Origin of the sequence: Methanobrevibacter smithii ATCC 35061, from assembly GCF_000016525.1 — an archaeon.
Classification (GTDB): Archaea; Methanobacteriota; Methanobacteria; order Methanobacteriales; family Methanobacteriaceae; genus Methanocatella; species Methanocatella smithii.
In genome coordinates this window covers 585,225-607,042 of the sequence record NC_009515.1, presented here as the reverse complement: position 1 = coordinate 607,042, position 21,818 = coordinate 585,225, and the positions used below count along the sequence as shown (strand labels likewise).

The following is a 21,818-nucleotide window of genomic DNA, read 5'->3' as shown; positions in this document are numbered from 1 at the left end:
TATTGGATATTTATAAGTGATATATTTGAATTTAATTGGTATTACTGTCTTTTTAATATTTTTATCATGCTAAAATATTGTTTATTTCTTTTTTATAATTTTATTTTAATTTTAATATGCATTTTAGTTATTTTTAAAATATTTAGATAATTATACACCATTTCATGGCTGAATAATAGGTCAAATGGATTTATTTTAATTTTTTTTAATTAAAATTTAAAAAGTAGTGGCATTTAAATATTAGTTGTTACAAAAATAGTTAACATATTTAAAGAGTATGTGGGGTTAACTCGTGAAATTTATAGATGATGCAATCAAAGAATCCGAAGAAAGAATGGAAGAGAAAGCACCTAAAAAAATTTCCTCAGATATTGATAATGATTTAATAAAATTATTTAAACAAAATAAAACTAATATTTTTGTTGTTGGTGCTGGGGGAGCAGGTAATAATACTATTTCTAGGTTAAATGAAATAGGAATCGAAGGAGCTACAACAATTACTGTAAACACTGATGCTCAAGATTTATTTTATAGCCAGTCTAGTAAAAAAATCCTCTTAGGAAAACAAACATGCGGCGGATTAGGTGCTGGTGGAGATCCTTCTGTTGGTGAAGAATGTGCTGAAGAAACAGAAGATGAACTTAGAGATGAACTTGAAGGTGCAGACATGGTATTTGTAACCTGCGGACTTGGTGGAGGAACAGGTACTGGTTCAGCACCAATCATTGCTAAATTAGCTAAAAAAGCAGGTGCATTAACTGTTGCTGTAGCTACTATGCCTTTCTCAGCTGAAGGTATTAGAAGAAGGGAAAATGCAGAAAATGGTTTGGAAAAACTTAAATCAGCAGCTGATACTGTAATTATTATTCCAAATGATAAATTATTGGAAGTAGCACCAAACCTTCCTTTAAACAAAGCATTCATGGTTTCTGATGAAATCTTAGGTAGGGCAGTTAAAGGTATTACTGAACTGATTACTAAAAGTGGTCTTGTAAGTTTGGACTTTGCTGATATTAAAAGTATTATGGGCAGTTCCGGTATGGCTATGATTGGTATGGGAGAATCTGATTCTGGCGACAGGGCATTAGAATCTGTCCATGAAGCATTAAGCAGCCCATTATTAGATATTGATATTTCCAATGCTACTGGTGCTTTAATTAATATTGCAGGTAGTTCTGACATGACTTTACATGAATCAGAAAAAATCGTGCAAGTTGTTGCTGATAAATTAGATCCTGAAGCTAACATTATTTGGGGTGCTCAAATTGATGAAAGCTTGGAGAATACTATTAGAACAACTATTGTTGTTTCAGGTATTTCTGAATCTAAAGACAGTAATTCTATAACTGATGATGATTTTGAAGATTCTCAAGAAACTACTTCTAATGAAGATCAATTAGATGATTTCATTGATGGAATATTCTAATTCCATTTTTCTTTTTTTTTATTTTCATAGAAAACTTTATTAATAAATAAAATTAAAAATTATTTCATTACTATTATTTTATTATAATTCACTACTATGGGATTAAATTCTGTAGTTTTTTATTAAAGGGTATTTATATGAATGTTCAAGAACGTTTTGATAAAACTATTAAAGATTGTAAAAGGGTATTGAAAGTATCAAGAAAACCGGACAAACAGGAATATTTGGAATTTTCAAAAATTGTAGCAATTGGAATTGCTATTATTGGTGTTGTTGGGTTTATAATTGTATTAATCGGTGAATTAATAGGATTATAATTAATTCAGTTTTACAAATTTAATCTCAGGAAATTATAATAAAATTTAATTTGTAATGTTAATTTTATTTCAAAATTTAATTTTTTGAAAACTTTAAATACTATTATCAATATAGATATAGATATTATAAGAATCTAATTATTTCATGATTCGTTTCTTGTTTAATTATGTTTTTATAATAACTTTTAACTTAACTATATGATTTTATTAACTTAAAAATAGGTGATTTTTTCATGGAAGATGCTAATAGTTCCATATATGCTCTTAAAACCTCTGCAGGTCAGGAAAGAAATGTTGCTAGACTTTTAGCTCATAAAGCTATCAGTGTTGAAGGCATAGGTATTTCTGCAATTCTTGTCCCAGAATCTTTAAAAGGATATATATTAGTAGAATCTTCAACAAAAATAGATTTAAGGAATCCGGATCTTAAAGTGCCTCATTTAAGAGGTGTTGTAGAAGGTAAACATGGAATTACTTTTGAAGAAGCTAAAAGATTCTTGAAACCTGAACCTATCATTTCCTCTATCCAAAAAGGAAGTGTTGTTGAACTTATTTCTGGTCCGTTTAAAGGAGAAAGAGCAAAAGTGGTTCGTATTGATGAATCACGTGAAGAAGTAGTTCTAGAGTTAATAGAAGCAGCAGTACCTATTCCGGTTACTGTAAAAGCTGATCAAATTAGAATTATTCAAAAGGAGGCTGACTGATGGCTAAAGATACAGTTGAAATTCTTATCGAAGGCGGAAGCGCAACTCCTGGACCTCCATTAGGTCCAGCATTAGGACCTTTCGGTATTAACATGATGCAAGTAGTTGAAGAAATTAATAATAAAAGTGCAGACTTTGCAGGAATGAAAGTACCTGTTAAAGTTAGCATTGATAGAGATACTAAAGAATTTGAAATTGAAATTGGTACTCCTCCAACTACTTCTCTCATTATGGAAGAACTCGGCATTGAAAAAGCTTCTCATGAGCCAGGTGCAGATATTGTAGCTGATTTACCTATTGACAAAGCTTTAAAAATAGCTAGGATGAAATTTGATTCATTATTAGCTAATGATTACAAAGCAGGTGTCAAAGAGGTAATGGGAACCTGTGTAAGTATGGGACTTTCTGTTGATGGTAAAGACCCAAGAGAAGCACAAAAAGATGTTGATGCTGGAAAATACGATGATGTTTTAGTTGAATAAACATTATCTATTCAAATTTAAAATTCAAACTTATAAAACAGTGTATATGATGTTATAATTGCGATTATAATTGATATACTGTTTAATTCATGCAATCGAAGAAGAATTTTTTCTTTAATCGATTACTCATGAAACCAAATTTAAAAAAATAATCCAATGAACACTTATTTGTTCATGGGGGATAATATGACACAAGAAGTATTAGAAGCGGTGAAGGAGGCAAAAGAACAATCAAAGCCGAGAAACTTCACACAGTCTGTGGATATGATTGTTAATATTCGCGACTTAGATGTCAAAAAACCAGAAAATAGGTTTAATGAGGAAGTTACTCTTCCTAACGGCCGTGGCAAAGAAGTTAAAATCGGAGTCATAGCTGATGGGGAACTTATTGTTCAAGCTAAAGATGCTGGTGTCGCTCTTGTGATTAATAAAGCGGATTTAGAAGAGTTAGGAAAAGACAGAAAAGCAGCTAAAAAAGCAGCAAACTCTGTTGATTTCTTTATAGCTCAAGCTGATATGATGCCACTTGTTGGTAGATTTTTAGGTCCAATTCTTGGTCCTCGTAATAAAATGCCAAAACCAGTGCCAGCTAGTATCAAATTAGATCCACTTTTAGAAAGATTACAAAGCACAGTTAAAGTTGGTATCAAACAACAACCTGCTATTCAGATTATTGTTGGAAGCCAAGATATGTCAGATGAAGATTTAGCTGAAAATATTGAAACTGTTCTTACAGTCTTAGACCGCCATTTAGATAAAGGAAGAAATCAAATTAAATCCATGTTTATTAAAACAACTATGGGTCCAATAGTGAGGGTGATCTAATGGCTCATGTTGCTGAATGGAAAAAAGAAGAAGTTAATGAGCTTAAATCTTTAATTGATAAATATGATGTTATCGGGATTGTAGATTTATTAAACATTCCTGCAAAACAGCTTCAAGAAATGAGGAAATCTCTTCATAACAAAGCTGTCATCAGAATGTCAAAAAAGAATCTTATTGATTTAGCTCTCGAAGATTGTAATGCTAGTAAAAACAACATTGTTGATTTATCAGAGCATATGGAAGGTCAAGTTGCAGTTATTGCAACTGAAATGAATCCTTTCAAATTGTATAAAATATTAGAAGACAGTAAAACTTCAGCTCCTGCTAAACCAGGTGCTATTGCTACTGATGATATTGTTATACCTGAAGGAGACACAGGTTTTGAACCAGGTCCATTCCTCGGTGAATTACAACAAGTTGGAATTCCAGCTAAAATTGATAAAGGTAAAATTGTTGTTTCTAAAGAAACCGTTCTTGTAGAAGCAGGTGAAGAAGTATCTGCTGCTGTTGCAAGTACTTTATCAAGAATGGATATTAATCCTATGGAAGTTGGGATCGATTTAAGAGCAGTATACGAAGAAGAAGCAATTTATACTTCTGAAGTACTCGCAATCGACGAAGAACAAACTTTAGCAGATGTTCAAAATGCATTCAGAAATGCATTCAACTTGTCTGTTAATGCAGCTATTCCTACAGAGGAAACTATTTCCACAATCATTACTCTTGCTTATACCAGAGCAATCAATGTTGGTGTTGATGCAGCAATAATGACTTCTGAAACCTCAGAGCCAATAATTGGTCTCGCACAAGCTAAAATGTTAGCTTTAGCATCCGAAGTATCAGGTACTGAAGGAGCTTTAGATGATGAATTAGCTGAAAAACTTTCTAACGTAGCAGTTGCAGCAGCTCCTGTTGTTGAAGAAACTGTTGAGGAAGAAGAGGAAGAAGAAGAGGAAGAAGATGCAGAAGAAGAAGCAGCAGCTGGGTTAGGGGCTCTCTTCGGTTAAAATAATTAATTAAAATTTTTTATTATTATAAACCTTACAAATTAGATTATAAAACTAATGGTGATAACATGGAATATATATATGCGGCAATGATTTTGCACAGTGCAGATAAAGATATTAACGAAGAAAATGTTAAAAGTATTATAGAGGCAGCAGGAATTGAAGCTGATGATGCTAGAATTAAAGCATTAATCGCAGCTTTAGAAGATGTTGACATTGATGAAGCAATGGAAACTACTGCTATGGCAGCAGCTCCTGCAGCAGCAGCTCCAGCAGCAGCTGAAGCAGCTGTAGAAGAAGAGGAAGAAGAAGAGGAAGAGGAAGAAGAAGCTGAAGAAGCAGCAGCAGCTGGTTTAGGAGCTTTATTCGGATAGATTTTTTCTATCTTTTTCTTTTCTTTTTTATTAACTACTATTTTTATTAATTAAAACTTATTTTCAACTTAACACTTATTTTAAGCACTTACTAATGTGATTACTTTTTCTAAAAATATATTTATTATATTAAAAACAAATAGTAAATTATAATAAATAGATTTTAAAATTGATTGAAATGCTTGAAATATTCGATAAACTTGGTTATAAAAAACAAAAATGTAAAACTTGTGGACATGAATTTTACGCACAAGTTGACAGGGATACCTGTGGGGATGCTCCATGTGATGAATATGAATTTATTGGAAATCCTGCAACTGATAAACCTTATACTTTATATGAAATTCAACAAGTTTTCAGAGAATTTTTAGAAAAAGAGGGACATACTCCTATTAAGAGATATCCTATTTTAGCTAAAAGATGGAGAGATGATGTATTTTTAGTTGGAGCTTCTATATTCTGTTTCCAGCCTTGGGTTACTTCAGGTATGGTTAAACCGCCAGCAAACCCTTTAGAAATTGAACAACCTTCTGTTCGTTTAAATGATGTTGATAATGTTGGAAGAACAGGTAGACACATGACCTGTTTTACAATGGGATCTCACACTGTAATAAATACTGAAGAAAATTTCATTTACTGGGAAGATGAGACAATAAGACTTTGTCATGAGTTCTTTAAATATATTGGAATTAACACTGAGGAAATCTGCTTTATCAAATCATGGTGGAGTGGTGGAGGTAATGAAGGACCTTGTTACGAAGTTTGTGTTCGTGGTGTGGAATTAGCTACTTTGGTTTTCATTCAATATAAAACTTTAGACAATGGCGAAAAAGAAGAAATTCCAATTAAAGTTGTAGATACAGGTTATGGTTTGGAAAGAATAGCTTGGATTTCTCAGGGAACTCCTACTGCTTATGATGCATGTTTTGCTCCTGTAGTGGATAAGTTAAAAGAATTAACTGATGTTAAGGTCAATACTGATATTTTGGCCCGTAATGCTCAAATAGCTGGTATGATGGATATTGAGGACATTGGAGATATTAAAGAGCTTCGTCAACAGGTGGCTAATAGTTTAGGCATTACTTTAGATGAACTTTTAGAATCTGCAGAACCTATGGAAGCAATTTATATTATTGCAGACCATACCCGTTGTCTTGCTTTCATGCTGGCTGACGGAATTATTCCTTCAAATGTAAAGGAAGGTTATTTGGCCCGTTTAGTTTTAAGAAGAACTATCCGTTTCATGAAAGAGTTAAACATGAAAGAGTCTTTGGCAGAGGTTATGGGAATTCAGCTTGAATTTTTAACTAAATTCTATCCTGAAATTAAAGATTCTGAAGATCATATTATGAATATTATTTCTCTTGAAGAGGAAAGATATCAATCTACTATTAAAAAAGGAACCAGTATTGTTAAAAGATCAATTAAACGTCTTAAAAAAGAAGGTAAAACAGAAATGCCTTTAGACATGTTAATGGATTTATATGATGCTCATGGAATTCCTCCGGAAACAGTTGTTGAAATAGCTGGAGATAATTTTACTGTAAATGTTCCGGATAATTTTTTTACTCTTGTAGCAGGAGCTCATGAAAAAGACACCTCCAATAAAAAGGAATCTTTTGAAATTGATTATCCTGAAACAGATTTATTATTCTATAAAGATTTTAATCAGAAAGAATTTGAAGCAGAAGTTTTAGGAGTAGTTGAAAAAGACGGTAAAAACACATTGGTATTTGATAAAACAGTATTTTATCCTGAAGGAGGAGGTCAACCTTCTGATGTAGGTACAATTTCTGTTGATGGTGCTGTTGTTAATATCAATTATGCTGAAAAAGTTAACAATGTGGTATTGCATCATGTAGATGGTGATGTTGATTTGGATAACTTTGTTGGTAAAAAAGTTGAAGGTAAAATCGACTGGAACAGGAGAATTACTTTAGCCCGCCATCATTCAGCAACTCACCTTATTGTAGCAGCTGCCCGTAAAATCTTAGGTGAACATATTTGGCAAGCAGGTGCTCAAAAAGGAGTATCCAGATCCCGTATAGATTTATCTCATTATAAACGTATTTCTCAAGAGGAACTTAATGAAATTGAGAAATTAGCTAATGAATATGTAATGGACAATATTGAATTGGATATTAAATTTTATACAAGGGATGAAGCAGAATCATTATATGGATTTAAACTTTATCAGGGTGGTATTGTGCCGGGTAAGTCAATTCGTGTTGTTAAAATACCGGGTATTGATGTTCAGGCTTGTGCAGGAACTCATGTTTTAAGAACTGGTGATATCGGTCCAATTAAAATCAATAAAACCGAAAGGGTTCAGGACGGTGTTGAAAGGATTGATTTCTCAGCAGGTACAGCTGCAGTTGATTCAATTCAGAACGAAAACAAACTGCTTCGTGAAAGTTCAGGAATATTTAAAGTCGATGACGATCAACTTCCAAAAACCTGTGACAGGTTCTTTTCTGAATGGAAAGCACAAAAAAATGAAATTGACAAGTTAAAGTCTGAAATAGCTAGTTTAAAAATGAATTCATTAGCTGATGATGTTACTGAAATTAATGGTCTTAAAGTTGTTAAACAGTTAATTGATGCTGATTTTAAAGAGCTTCAAAAGATTGCAACTGACTTTACAGATAATGACAAGGCTGATGTTGTTTTAATGGGTAACAATGACGGTAAAATTGTTGGTGCAGCTTCCCAAAATGCTATTGATGCAGGCATAAAAGTAAATGAAATAATTAAAAAAGCTGCAGGGGTTCTTGGTGGTGGCGGCGGTGGCCGTTTAACTCTTGCTCAGGGAGCAGGGCCTAAATGCGAGAACATGAATGAAGCATTAAATATTGCTATTGACCTTATTTAGATAATAGGGTCTTTAACAATAATGCTTATAAATGTTAAAATTAAAAGTTTATATTAGCTGTTATATTTTTTTTAGTAATGGCGATTTTAATCTAAATTTTTTGAAATAATTTGATATTTATGTTTGATGTTCATTTGGTACTGTTGTTTATAGGATTTTTACTTTTAGTCTGTGTATTGTTAAGTAAATTCACAGCTAAAATCGGTGTTCCCGCATTATTGATTTTTTTAATTGTAGGTTTGATTTTAGACACCAACCAGGTTATATCATCATCGATAACGAATTATAATATGATTCAATCGATAAGTATTTTTGCTCTGATTATTATCATGTTTTCGGGGGGTTTGGACACTGAACTTGCCAACATTAAAAGAGTAACATGGGAAGGAATCTCTTTATCTACCGTCGGTGTTTTTATTACTGCAATTGTTGTAGGAATACTGGTTCATTTACTATTCGGGTTAGGATGGTTGGATTCATTTTTAATAGGTTCAATTATATCTTCTACAGATGCTGCAGCAGTGTTTTCAATTTTTAAAACACAAAAGTTACATATTAAAGATAATTTGGATCACATGCTTGAGTTAGAAAGTGCTACAAACGATCCTATGGCTTATATACTTGTAACATCAGTGATTTATTTAATAATTCATCCTGAGACATCTATGTTGCTTCTAATATTTAATTTCTTTAAATCACTGGCTTTAGGTTTAATAATGGGAGCAATTTTAGGTAAAGGATTTTCAAAATTGCTTGCAAGGATTAAATTAAGCGTTGAGGGATTGTATCCGGTACTGTTATTGTCTGCAGCTATTCTTTCATTTGCAGCTACTGAAGTTGTTGGGGGAAATGGATTCCTGTCAGTATATATTGCGGCAGTAATAATAGGTAATTGTAAAATCAAATATAAATATACTCAATTATCCTTTTTCGAAGGTATTGCATGGATTATGCAGATTGTGATGTTTGTATTACTTGGTGCATTTTCATCAATAAAGGAACTTATACCTATGTTAATTCCGGCAATATGGATTGCAATGATACTGACATTTGTGGCAAGGCCAATTGCAGTACTGATATCTTTGGCTCCATTTGATATAGACAGACCTTCAAAGGCGTTTGTTTCATGGGCAGGAATTAAAGGGGCAGTACCTATTGTATTTGCATTTTATCCATTGGTACATGGTATTTATAATGCACAAATGATATTTGATATTGTAATGGTTGTTACTTGTATTTCAGTACTGGTACAGGGATCTACTCTTAAATTTATGGCTGGACACCTTAAAGTATTAAAAGAGGAATAATATGAATTATGATGTAGTTATAGCACGTTATGGTGAAATTGGTTTAAAAAGCTCAAAAGTAAGAGCACGTTTTGAGCGCAAATTGGTTAAAAATATTAAAGCAGCTATTGACTGTGAAGTTGACAGAAACCAGGGAAGAATATATATCTTTCCAAAAAACTATGGCGAGTGTTTGGAAAATTTAAATAAGGTATTTGGTGTTGTATCTTACTCTCCGGCTGTTTCAACATATGGAAACTATGAAGATATTGAAAAAACATTAGGTGAATATGTAGATAATCTTGTTGATGATGGATTCATAGGCAAAGATACAAGATTTGCCATAAAATGCAGAAGGGTTGGAAACCATGATTTCACATCTCAGGAAATGGCTGCATTCTGCGGTTCTGTAGTTGTTAAAAAAGTAGGATGTCCTGTTGATTTAACAAATCCTGAACTTAAAATTTATGTTGAAGTAAGAGATGATGAAGCTTTTATTTATCATGAAAAAATTGACGGTCCGGGAGGCCTTCCACTGGGAACTCAGGGAAAGGTTGTTGTTTTGGTGTCCAGCGGTATTGATTCTCCGGTGGCAGCTTATCTTATGATGAAAAGAGGATGCGAGGTTATAGCACTTCATTGTGATAATGCTCCATTTACAGGACCTAAAGTTCATGAAAACTTTGATAAAATAATTGATCAGCTTCAAAGTTATGCAAAAGGAGTTCCTATTACAAAAAAAGTTGTAAAATATGGGGAGTATTTGCAGCAGGCTAAAGACTGTGCTCCGGAAAAAATGACCTGTGTTTTATGCAAGTCAGGGATGTATAAAATAGCTGAAAAATTAGCACATAAATATGGAGCATCAGCTATTGTAGACGGAAGCAGTGTAGGTCAGGTAGCTTCACAGACATTGTCTAATATATTGGCTACCCGTCATGGTGTTGACATGCCGATTTTAAGCCCTTTGATAGGTCTGGACAAATTGGAAATTACCAGAATAGCTGAAGATATCGGAACTTTTGAAATTTCTAAATTGGATGACGGGGGATGTCATGCAGTTCCCAAATATCCTGAAACAAAAGCAGATGTTGACAGGGTTGAAGAGGCTTGCAGGGCAATGAATCAAAAAGAAGCTATTGAAAAAGCCTTTGATTCCATTGATTAATCTTTTTTCTTCTTTTTTTTAAATTCTGATGTAACTTATTTTTTACTTTTCAAAATTATTTGATAAATCTTAAATATATCCTTATAATATAAATATAAATCATATTCAAAATTTGTTTAGTTTTGATAAATTTATTTTGAATTTATAGATGTGTGTTTTGCTGGTTTAAAGCTAGTTTAACTTATTGTGGGGGTTATAATGATATATTGGTGATGTTTGATAATATAAAAACTTTCAAAAACTTAAAATTTTCAAAATAAAATAAAAAGGAGGATACTCATGGATAAGAAAATTTTATTAATCTGTCTCATAGCTATTGTGGCATTTTCAATATCTTGTGTAAGTGCAGCAGATAGTAATGAGATAGTTATGAATTCATCTGATGCAATTGGTATTAGTGAAGACATATCTGTCGATGATGTTGTATTTGCTAATCAGATAAGTTCAGAGGATTCTCAGGTAGTTGGCGATTCTCCATCTGGTGAGGTGTGGGTAGCAACTACTGGTAGTGATGATAATGATGGTAGTCAAGCTAGTCCTGTAGCTAGTGTCAGCAAAGCTGTAGACTTAGCTCAAAGTGGATCTACTATTCATATTAAAGAAGGAACTTATAATCAGGGAAAAATAAGTCTTAATAAAACTTTATCTTTTGTTGGTGAAGGTAATGTTATATTAAGTAGTAATGGTGCAAATGTATTTGAATGTCTTGAAAATGACTGTACTTTAGAATTCACTAATCTTGTTTTCACAGGGGTTTCATCTGCTAGTGGTAGTTCCTGTGGTTTAAGAGTAGGTGGTAATGGAAATCTTAAAGTAATTAATTGTACTTTTACAGATATTAGTGCTAAATTTGGTGCAATGCAGTTATACACAACAGGTGTTGCAGATATTATTAATTCTACAATAAAAGATGTGACCTGTGGAGTAACTAGGGGATCTATTGTTTATATTTCAGGCACTGGTGAATATAATTTTGATAATTTGTCTATTATTAATCCTAAATTATCTGATTCTGTAACTGGTGCTGCGGTACATTTAAGAAATGTGTTTTATTTAGATAACAAAGATGCAACTGTAACTTTAACTAATTCTCGTATAACTGGAGCTAGTGGACCTATGATGTCTCTTATAGAAAATAAGGGTACTTTAACTATTTCCAATACTGTAATTTCCAATAATGTAATTGGAAAAACAGAAAGTGGAATTAATGGTCAATATTTGTTATATTTGGGCTATGCTAATTTTGTAACTGCATTAAATATGACTAACTGTATAATTGAAAACAATACTTTTGGTAATGCAGATACTAGTGCATTAGCTTATATTTTTAAAAATTCCATTGTTAATTTAACTTATTCTTCTATTATGAATAATGGATTCAGTAAAAATTTAAATATTGCATCTGGAGTTACTCCAACTGTTAATTTAGATTACAACTGGTGGGGAACTAATACTTATACTGGTGATAATGTAAATAAATGGGTAGTTATGAGTACTCCTGAAACTACTATTGATGCTGAAAGTGGTAAAGCTATTGATGTAAGTGTTAACTTTAATCATTATACTGATGCTTCTGGTAGTATTCAAGATTTAGCTCAGTCTATTTCTGGAATTAATGTTGACTTTAGTGCTGTTAGTGGTACTTTAAGTAAAAATAATGTAGCTAGTGTAGATGGTATAGCTACTGTAACATACACTACTACAACTAATGATAAAATCACTGCTAAATCAGGTAGTCAAAGTTTAACTATTGATGTTGTTGCAAAACAAGCAGCAGCTGATATTTGGGTAGCAACTACAGGTAGTGATGATAATGATGGTAGTCAAGCTAATCCTGTAGCTACTATTGCAAAAGCTATTGAACTTGCTGGAGATGGTTATACTATTCATATTGCTGATGGTAATTATGTAAATGATAAAACTTTAAGCATTTCTAAAAGTTTAACTTTAGAAGGTAGTGCTAATACAGTAATTGATGGTAATGCTTCAAAAATTATGGAAGTAACTGCTGATGCAACTGTTGTTTTAACTAATTTGTCTTTCACAAATGGTAATGATGCTCTTGTAGGTGCTATTTCAAATGAAGGTAAGTTAACCATTTCTAACTCTAACTTTTATTCAAATAAGGCCACTGGTAATTCTGGAACTATAATTACTAATAAAAATAAATTAAATATTAATAATTCTAAATTTTATCAAAATTCTGCAGGCAAAGGTGTTGTAAACAATCAAAATGATACATTATTAGTTATTGATAATTCTGAGTTTTATAATAATGATATGACTTCATTTTCTAATTCTTATGGTATAGTTTATACAACTTCAGCAAATGCAACTATCTCCAATACTGTATTTAGAAATAATGCTGTTAAATATGGTGGAGCTATTTATGCAACTAAATCATCTGATGCAACTATAGGTATTGTTAATATAATTAATTCTACATTTGAAAGTAATAGTGCAAATACTGGTCAGGGAGGAGCATTATTTGTTTCTGGTGGAGAATGTATTATAAAAGAATCTATGTTTATTAATAACAAAGCTAATCCTGGAAAATTCACTGGTGGTCAGGGAGGAGCAATATACACTTCATTAAACGGTAATGTCAGTGTTACAGATTCTGTTTTCAAAAACAATCAGGCTAAATTAGGTGCTGCATTATACTTAAATGGTGGCAGTAATTCAACCATTTCATATTCAGTTTTATTAGATAATGTTGCTGAAGGAGACTATGCAATATCTAATGCTGAATCTGCATCTGGTGTTGCTACAGTTAATTACAACTGGTGGGGAACTAATTCTCCTAAGAATTTAGTGCCTTCAACAGTAACATTAAACAATTGGGTAATCATGAGTGCAGATCCAACTACTGTAACAGATGCTGAAATAGGTGATGTAAAAACAATATCTGTTAATTTCAACAAATATTCAAGTTTTGATACTATAAATGGCTTGTCAAAACCTCTTCCTGCTATTGATGTAGAATTTAGTGCTGTTAATGGTACTTTAGCAAGTAATCTTGTTTCTACTGTTAATGGTGTTGCTGCTGTTTCATACACTGTAAATGGCAATGATCAGATTGCTGTTAAATCAGGTAGTCAAACTTTAACTATTGAAGTTGTTGCAAAACTTCCAGTAACTGATGTTTGGGTATCATCTACTGGTAGTGATGCAAATGATGGTAGTCAGGATAGTCCTGTAGCTACTATTGCAAAAGCAATTGAATTAGTTGCTGAAGGTTACACTATTCATGTAGGTGAAGGTACTTATATTGCTAATTCTTTAACAATAGCTAAATCATTTGCAATGATTGGTTCAGGAAAAGTTATCATTGATGGTAATGCTTCTAAAATCATGAATATAAATGAGAATACAATTGTTAACTTCACTAATGTTGCATTTACCAATGCATTAAATAATTATGGTGGAGTTATGCAAAGTAAAGGAACTGTAAACTTAAATAATGTAAGCATTTACAAAAACACTCAAAAATCAGGAAGTACTCCTACTGTAAGTTCAATATATAATACTGGTGTAATGACTATTGTTAATTCAAATATTTATGAAAATGACGGTTACGGATTAATATTTAATTCAGGTAATCTTGATATTATCAATACATCTATTTCCAGTAATAATGTTGGTAAAGGTACTACTTATGCATTTTTATATATTGATGGTGGTGCTGTAAATGTAATTAACTCTACACTATCTGATAATACTGCTAGATTAGGTGGTATTTGGCTTAATAAAGGAACTTTAAATGTTAATAATGCAACATTTGAAAATAATGTAGTTACTGTAGGAAATGGTGGAGCAATTCACATTGAATCTGATTCAAGTACTGCAACCATTAAAGATTCCAAATTCATTGGAAACAAAGCTAATAAAGATGGTGGAGCTATTTATAATAAAGGTACCTTAAATATTGAAACTTCCATTTTTGATGCTAATGCAGCTTCCAATGGAAATACTGGTTATTATGGTGATGATATTTACAATTCAGGTATTTTAACTTTACATTACTCTGCATTACTTGGAAAAGGAACTAATAAATTAATTTACAATGAAGGCCGTGAACCAAGTGCTAATGCTCAATATAACTGGTGGGGAACTAACAGCAATCCTTCAACTTTAGTTGGTGCTGGTTTAGATTATTATGATGAACCATGTGATGATGTTGATGTTTCTAACTGGGTTGTCATGAGTGTTGATCCAACAAGTATTGAAAAGGTCATAGTTGGAAATGAAAAAATTTTAACAGTTAACTTCAATCATTATAATGCAAATGGCGTAATTAAAGAATTAGCTAAATCTATTCCATCTATTAATGTTAATTTTGAAGCTGTTAATGGAACTTTATCCAGTGATGTTGCAGCTACTGATAATGGGGTAGCTAGTGTAACTTACACTGTAAAAGGTAATGATCAAATTACTGTTAAATCAGGCAGTCAAACTTTAACCGTTCCAGTTACCACTAAAGAATTAACCAATATTGTAACTAATGAAACATTCTTTGATTACTTTGGTGATGACGGAATGTTATTGGGAGATATTACTTTTGATACTTTGATATTCAAAGGTGAATTCTCTAATCTTGGTGTAAATGTTGTTTATGTTCCAAGAGCTATTGTTATTAATGGTGATAATGCAGTATTAAGAAATATTGCAATAATGTGTGAACAAGGAACTACTTTAAATAATTTAACTTTAAATGCTACTGATTATGTTGCTGATACTGATGGTGTACTTATATATGCTATCGGTAGTGATGTCACAGTGAATAATATTACTATTGATTATAATGCTACTGATGGTTCTAATAATGCAATTGCAGTTTATGCTAGTGGTGCAGATAACTTTAAATTAGTAAACAGTACAATTACTTTTACTGGAAACAATGTTGACGGTAAAGTATTTGCTCAGGGTATAAAAATAGCAAAAAGTAACAATGCTGTTGTTGATTCAAATATAATTACTACTTCATGTCCGTTAGTGGATGTTGAGTACAGCCATTGGGGAAGTATTGACACTGATTTGGTATTTGCAATTGGTGTGGAAAAATCAGAAAATGTTAAAATTATTAATAATATAGTGGATAATTCTGCTTGGACTAAAGGAAATAATGCTAATTTCCCTACTTTCGATGCATTTATTGCTCATACTGCTAATAATTTATTAATTAAAAACAATACTATTTCTCATACTGATTTAATAACTCTGAAAGGAAATTCAAGTTATATTTATGCACTTGATTTTTATGAATCCAACAGTGTAATTGTTGAAGATAATCGTGTATTACTTAATACTACTGGTGGTAAAGAGGGTGCCGGCGCTGCTTATGCTGTACAGGTTACAGGTCCTTATAATAATTTTGTAGTTAAAGGAAATAATTTAACCACAGTATCTAACGGTCCTAATTTAGGAGTGTACTCACAAAATTATTATGGTGCTACTGAAATTACTGTTGAGAATAATTGGATTAATGTAACTGGTTTTGCTGGACCTGCCGAATTTGCTTTGGTTTCAGGTATGGAATTCCAGGATACTGTAGCTAAAGCATATAATAACACTATCTATGTTCAAAATGTAAACGAATATAATGATGACAATAATATTGCAGGAATTACTTATGTACAATCAACCAGCGGAAGCCACCAATTTGATATTCAGAATAATACCATTTATTCTGAAGGAAAATATGCAGTATTAATTAAATCTGCTAAAGATTCACAAATAATTGGAAACACATTGTATGCACATGAGTTAAACGGTGATGATGCAGCAATATTTAAATCAGGAACTAATAATGTAGTTAAAAATAATTATCCTATGTCTACCGATATTATAATTGATGTAAATAATGCATGGATTGGTGAAGAAGCAGTTATTGGCATAACTCTTAATTCTGCTGCAACTGGTACTGCAAACATCATGGTTGGTGGTAAAACTTACACTGTTAATTTAACTGATGGTAAAGCTACTTTAAAAGTATCTGATTTGCCTGCTGGTGAAAATACTGTTAAAGTGGATTATGATGGTGATGGCAAATTTAAATCTTCAACCAACAGCACAACATTTAAAGTATTTGATGGTATTGTAACTAATGAAACATTCTTTGATTACTTTATTAACGGTACTTTAGCAGATTATGTTCCTGAAGGTGCAACTTTAGACTTCAGAGGTAAATTCTATAGTCATGATGATGTTAAATTTGATTTAGCTATTAATAAACCAATTAATATGATTTCAACTACTGGTGATGCATTTATTGATTTAAACACTACTGCAGGTAGTTTACTTGGAGAAAATCCAGGTTCATGCTTTACAATCAATAATGGAGGTTCCGGATCCAATGTGTCTGGTATTATATTCCATAACACTCAGGTTTGGATTTATGATGCTCATAATGTAGTTTTAAATAATATTAGTGTAATTGTTGAAAATAAAAGAGTTGGTTCTGGTGTTGGAACTACTGCTATACGTCACGGATCTACTAATGTAACTCTTAAGAACAGCTACATTTACACCAGCAATAATGGTGGGTCAAGCAGTATTGTTTTAACTCACGTTCAAAATTGTACTGTTGAAAATAACACTATTGTCGGTGAAGGTAATGTAGGTAATTTACTTTACTTGAATACCTTTAACGATGCAGGCTGTGATTTAAGTAATGATTACAATAAAATCATCAATAATAAAATAACAGGTCCAAGTCCTGCTGCGGCATTTTGTTACGGTATTGGAATTAACGGTAATAATAATTTAATTGCAGGAAATGTAATTAATTATGCTGGTAATGGTATTGTTCCTGCATGGGGTGCTACTCCTAACAACAACACTTACTGTGACAATGTTTTAATTGGAGGAGCTAGTATGAGTGTTGCAGCTAGTTCTATTGCTTACAACAACACTGTTTCAGGTACTTTAACTATCGGATCAGGTTCAGTTGCTTACAATAACACTGCAAAAGCTATATCTGTCAGTTCTAATTCTGTTGTATCTAATAGTAGTGCAACTGCAGCTTTAACAGTTCAGGCAGGAGCTAAAGTAGCTAATGTAACTGCTGCTTCTTTATCTGTAAGCGGTAAAAATGCAGTTATTGAAAATGTATCTATTAGTGGTGTTGGAACTATTAAATCCAGTGCAACTAACACTACATTAATTAACTCCACATTTGGAGGTATGCTTACTGTTCAAAGTGCTAAAAACACAATTAAATATAATAATATTGTACTTGCTACTGGTGATGCAGCAATTCTTGCAACTGGTGGAGATAATGTAATTACCAATAACTATTTAATTGCTGGAGATAAATTAGGTGATAATGCAGTTAATTCTACTGTTGAAACAAACATTGTAAAAGACAACCTTCCTGGAGGAATTGTCAATGTTACAATTACTGCAAAAGATGTATTTGAAGGCACTGATGTAATAATTGATGTGACTGTTGATTCATTATCTAATTTAACTGAAAAATTCATGCTTAAAATCAATAATAAAGAATATGTTCTTTCATTTACTGATTCAAAAGCTAATGTAACTATTTCTGATTTGACTGCAGGTAAATATGATATTGCTGTAACTTATGGTGATGAAACATACACTTTAATTAATGCTACTTCTGATGTTTCAGTTTACGGAAATGTTGTAACTAATGAAACATTCTTTATCTACTTTGATGAAGACGGATTATTAAGAGAAGAAGTTCCTTTCGATGAATTAATATTTAAAGGAGAATTCTCAGATATTGTAAATCTTATTTCTATTACAACTCCTCTTAAAATAACCAGCGATAATGCAGTATTAAGAAACATAGCATTTGCTGTGCTTTCAGATAATGTAGTATTAAACGGATTAACTTTAATCTCTAATGTTTCATGTGCTGATAATGGTGGAGCTCTCATATTGGTAGCTGGAAATAATGTAAATGTTTCTAATATGAACATTAGCTATATTATTAAAGAAAGTGTAGATGCTGTTGCAATTAATGCAAATGGTGTTTCAAACTTAAATGTTGTTAACAGCAATATTTTCTTTGAATCATGTCCTAAAGATGATACATTAACTGCATGCGTTATTAATATAGATGGTGTTTCTAATTCATTCATTAATGGAAATAATATTACTGCTGTTTTACCTTACCTATTTGCATCTAATTATGATATGAAATACTTCATGATGGGTGTAAACACTGTAAATCCAATTAGGATGAGGGAATGTAATAATGTAACATTTTCCAAAAACAATGTAAACACTACTGCAAATGATGGAAGTGCCAGCTTCCCTACTTTACAATGTATGTTTATTGTCGGATCTAATGACTGTGTAATTGATGGAAATAATTTCTCAATGATTGATACACTTATTCCTGCTGGTACAAGCAATTACCTCTATGGAATTAACATTGGATACAATAAAAACTTAATGATTTCCAATAATGACTTTAAAATGTCTACTGCTGGTGGTAAAGATGCTGCAGGTACTGCATATGCAATACAAGGCGTAGAATGTGAAGTATCTATGATTGGAAACAACATTACAAGTATAAGTAACGGTCCAAACTTAGGTATTTACTTTGCAAGTATGACTGGCGGAACATCTGAACTTTACATTGCAAATAACTTAATTAATGTAACAGGTTTAGCTTCTGCTAGTGGTAGCTGGGCTTTAGTTTCAGGTATTGAAGTGCAAAACGGTAATGCAAAAATATACAACAACACAATCTACACTTACAACGTGGGCGATTATAGTCCTGAAAATTATATGTATGGTATCAGCTATGCTCAATACATGTACGGAGACCGTTCATTTGATATACGTGACAACAGAATATACGTTGACGGCCATTATGCAGTTTCATTTATTAATGTAGACGGATCTAATGTAACTGGCAACTTATTGATTACTCGTAATCTGGGTGGAGATGCTGCTGTTGAAATTAAAGCAGGTAAAAACAATGTAGTTGAAAACAACTATCCTAGAAGTTCTGATTTAATATTCAACATTACTTCTGAAGAACCTGGAAAAATTTTAATTGATGTGACTATTGATAAAAAAGCTACTGGAAACATTGCTGTTATTGTAGACGGTGACAAATATGATGTAGCTATTGTTAATGGTTCTGCTAAATTAACTTTAAGTGATTTGCCTGCTGGAGTATATTATATTGAAGCTAAATATAATGGAAATTCCATTGTAACTGAAAGTTATAATTCCACTAAATTCACTATTGATTTAATTGATTCTTCAATTGCTGTTGAAGCTAAAAACATTAAATGCGGTGAAGAAGCAGTAATTACTGCAACTGTTACTAATGGTGCAACAGGAACTGTTACATTCTTCGTAAATGGTAAAACCTATGTTGTAGATATTACAGATAGTGTAGCTACTTTAAAAATAGCTGATTTAACTACTGGTGATTGTCCTGTATTTGCTTACTATAATGGTGATAAATACTATAAAACTTCATACAATTCAACAACATTCAATGTAGCTAAATTAGCTTCTACAACTACTGTCAATGTTAGTGATATTAAAGTTGGTGAGGATGCTGTTATTAGTATTGCTGTTCCTGAAATAACTTCTGGAGTAGTTAGTGTTACTGTTGGTGATGCAATTTATAATGTTGCTGTTGTTGATGGTAAAGGATCTTTAACTTTATCTGGTTTGGCTAGTGGTTCTTATGATGTTGTTGCTAAATTTAATGGTGATGACAAATATTTAGCTAGTGAAGATAGTGCTAAATTCAATGTAACTAAATTAGCTTCTACAATTGATATTGCTGTTGATAATATTAAAGTTGGTGAGGATGCTGTTATTAGTATTGCTGTTCCTGAAATAACTTCTGGAGTAGTTAGTGTTACTGTTGGTGATGCAATTTATAATGTTGCTGTTGTTGATGGTAAAGGATCTTTAACTTTATCTGGTTTGGCTAGTGGTTCTTATGATGTTGTTGCTAAATTTAATGGTGATGACAAATATTTAGCTAGTGAAGATAGTGCTAAATTCAATGTAACTAAATTAGCTTCTACAATTGATATTGCTGTTGATAATATTAAAGTTGGTGAAAATGCTGTAATTAGTGTTGCATTGCCTGAAGATGCAACTGGTGAGGTAATTATAAGTGTTAATGGTAAAAATTACACTGTTATGACTAAATATGGAATGGCTAGTGTAACTATTTCTGATTTGGCTAATGGTACTTACAGTGTAGATGTGTTCTATAATGGTGATGACATTTATGCACCTATTAAAAACTCTACTGCTTTTACTGTTTCCAAAGTGTCTGATTATAATATGACTGTTGATATTGCAGATATTGTTAAAGGTGAAAATGCTACAATAACTGTTAGTGTTCCTGAAGACGGAACCGGAAGTGTAATTGTAACAATAAACGGAACAGATTATAACGGAACAGTTGTTAACGGTACTGCTAAAGTTATCATTCCTGGTTTGGATGAAGGAAGCTACAAAGTTGTAACATTCTACACTGGAGATAACAAATATGATTCCATGGTTGTTAACGGAACTATAACAGTTAATAAAAACACCAGAACCACTTTAATAATGGATGATGTTGTTAAATACTTCGGAGGTTCTCAAAAACTTATTGCTAAACTTGTTGACGGATTTGGAAATCCAATAGTTAATGCAACTGTTTACTTCACAATAAATGGCAGGGTTTATGCTAAAATCACTGATGAAAACGGTATGGCTTCAATGGGTATTGGATTAGTTCCTAATGAATACAAAGTAAGTGCAGTATTTAACGGAACTGATGATTATGATATGGCAACTGCTGATGCTACTGTATTAGTTAAAAGCACAATTTTAGGAAATGACACTACATTATACTTCCTTAATGGAACATCATATGTGGCTAAATTCTTAGACAGTGATGGAAATGCATTGGCAAATACTACTGTTAAATTTAATATTAATGGTGTGTTCTACACTCGTGTAACTGATGAAAACGGTATGGCTAGTTTAAATATTAGACTAGATCCTAATTCATATATTATTACTGCTTACAATCCAGAAACTGGTGAACAAAGAGCTAATGAGGTAACTGTTTTACCAAGAATCATTGCTGAGGATATCTCCATGAAGTATCTTGACGGCAGTTCATTTAACGCAACACTTGTTGACGGTCAAGGTAAAGCAGTAACAGGTGTAAACATAACATTTAATGTAAACGGTGTATTCTATCATAAAACAACCGACGCAAACGGTGTAGCTAGATTAAACATCAGATTAATGCCTGGCGATTACATCATAACATCAACATATGACAAATGCTGGGCATCAAATAAAATAACAATTTCAGCTTAAGAAGTTAAAATTTAACTTCTTAT

At 32.1% G+C, this 21,818-nt stretch carries 11 protein-coding genes; all 11 read left to right on the top strand.

Annotated features, from left to right (window positions below; all coding sequences use genetic code 11):
- Positions 1–292 precede the first annotated feature (292 nt).
- The 11 genes from ftsZ (at position 293) to MSM_RS03080 (ending at position 21,795) form a co-directional block, all read left to right on the top strand.
- Positions 293–1,426, top strand: a complete 1,134-nt coding sequence (ftsZ, locus tag MSM_RS03130) for a cell division protein FtsZ (RefSeq protein WP_004032379.1) — start codon at positions 293–295, stop codon at positions 1,424–1,426.
- 137 nt (positions 1,427–1,563) lie between these two features.
- Complete coding sequence (locus tag MSM_RS03125; protein ID WP_004032378.1) at positions 1,564–1,743, top strand: protein translocase SEC61 complex subunit gamma; 180 nt, start codon at positions 1,564–1,566, stop codon at positions 1,741–1,743.
- A gap of 233 nt (positions 1,744–1,976) precedes the next feature.
- Positions 1,977–2,447 carry a transcription elongation factor Spt5 gene (locus MSM_RS03120; protein WP_004032377.1) on the top strand — a complete coding sequence of 157 codons (471 nt, stop codon included), beginning with the start codon at positions 1,977–1,979 and terminating at the stop codon, positions 2,445–2,447.
- Positions 2,447–2,929 carry a 50S ribosomal protein L11 gene (locus MSM_RS03115; RefSeq protein ID WP_004032376.1) on the top strand — a complete coding sequence of 161 codons (483 nt, stop codon included), beginning with the start codon at positions 2,447–2,449 and terminating at the stop codon, positions 2,927–2,929. The genes MSM_RS03120 and MSM_RS03115 overlap by 1 nt, the downstream gene beginning before the upstream one ends.
- A 156-nt stretch (positions 2,930–3,085) precedes the next feature.
- Positions 3,086–3,754 carry a 50S ribosomal protein L1 gene (locus tag MSM_RS03110; RefSeq protein WP_011954010.1) on the top strand — a complete coding sequence of 223 codons (669 nt, stop codon included), beginning with the start codon at positions 3,086–3,088 and terminating at the stop codon, positions 3,752–3,754.
- The gene (locus tag MSM_RS03105; RefSeq protein WP_004036529.1) at positions 3,754–4,761 is read left to right on the top strand and encodes a 50S ribosomal protein L10; all 1,008 of its coding nucleotides are present in this window, start codon (positions 3,754–3,756) and stop codon (positions 4,759–4,761) included. The genes MSM_RS03110 and MSM_RS03105 overlap by 1 nt, the downstream gene beginning before the upstream one ends.
- A gap of 68 nt (positions 4,762–4,829) precedes the next feature.
- Positions 4,830–5,135, top strand: coding sequence for a 50S ribosomal protein P1 (rpl12p, locus tag MSM_RS03100; protein ID WP_004032373.1), 306 nt, complete (start codon positions 4,830–4,832; stop codon positions 5,133–5,135).
- Positions 5,136–5,313: 178 nt separating this feature from the next.
- The gene (alaS, locus tag MSM_RS03095; RefSeq protein ID WP_011954009.1) at positions 5,314–8,007 is read left to right on the top strand and encodes an alanine--tRNA ligase; all 2,694 of its coding nucleotides are present in this window, start codon (positions 5,314–5,316) and stop codon (positions 8,005–8,007) included.
- Positions 8,008–8,126: 119 nt separating this feature from the next.
- Positions 8,127–9,314, top strand: coding sequence for a potassium/proton antiporter (locus MSM_RS03090; RefSeq protein ID WP_004032371.1), 1,188 nt, complete (start codon positions 8,127–8,129; stop codon positions 9,312–9,314).
- Between the two features lies 1 nt (position 9,315).
- Positions 9,316–10,461 (top strand): tRNA uracil 4-sulfurtransferase ThiI, encoded by a 1,146-nt coding sequence (gene thiI, locus MSM_RS03085; protein ID WP_004036532.1) that lies wholly within the window; start codon positions 9,316–9,318, stop codon positions 10,459–10,461.
- A 279-nt stretch (positions 10,462–10,740) separates the two neighbouring features.
- On the top strand, positions 10,741–21,795 hold the full coding sequence (locus MSM_RS03080) for an Ig-like domain repeat protein (RefSeq protein ID WP_011954008.1): 11,055 nt from the start codon (positions 10,741–10,743) through the stop codon (positions 21,793–21,795).
- Positions 21,796–21,818: the final 23 nt, after the last annotated feature.

Bases quoted from the DNA above. Each gene is read 5' to 3' on its own strand.
- MSM_RS03125 (WP_004032378.1), top strand. From the start codon at position 1,564: ATGAATGTTCAAGAACGTTTTGATAAAACTATTAAAGATTGTAAAAGG.
- MSM_RS03120 (WP_004032377.1), top strand. From the start codon at position 1,977: ATGGAAGATGCTAATAGTTCCATATATGCTCTTAAAACCTCTGCAGGT.
- MSM_RS03115 (WP_004032376.1), top strand. From the start codon at position 2,447: ATGGCTAAAGATACAGTTGAAATTCTTATCGAAGGCGGAAGCGCAACT.
- MSM_RS03110 (WP_011954010.1), top strand. From the start codon at position 3,086: ATGAACACTTATTTGTTCATGGGGGATAATATGACACAAGAAGTATTA.
- MSM_RS03105 (WP_004036529.1), top strand. From the start codon at position 3,754: ATGGCTCATGTTGCTGAATGGAAAAAAGAAGAAGTTAATGAGCTTAAA.
- rpl12p (WP_004032373.1), top strand. From the start codon at position 4,830: ATGGAATATATATATGCGGCAATGATTTTGCACAGTGCAGATAAAGAT.
- alaS (WP_011954009.1), top strand. From the start codon at position 5,314: ATGCTTGAAATATTCGATAAACTTGGTTATAAAAAACAAAAATGTAAA.
- MSM_RS03090 (WP_004032371.1), top strand. From the start codon at position 8,127: ATGTTTGATGTTCATTTGGTACTGTTGTTTATAGGATTTTTACTTTTA.
- thiI (WP_004036532.1), top strand. From the start codon at position 9,316: ATGAATTATGATGTAGTTATAGCACGTTATGGTGAAATTGGTTTAAAA.
- MSM_RS03080 (WP_011954008.1), top strand. From the start codon at position 10,741: ATGGATAAGAAAATTTTATTAATCTGTCTCATAGCTATTGTGGCATTT.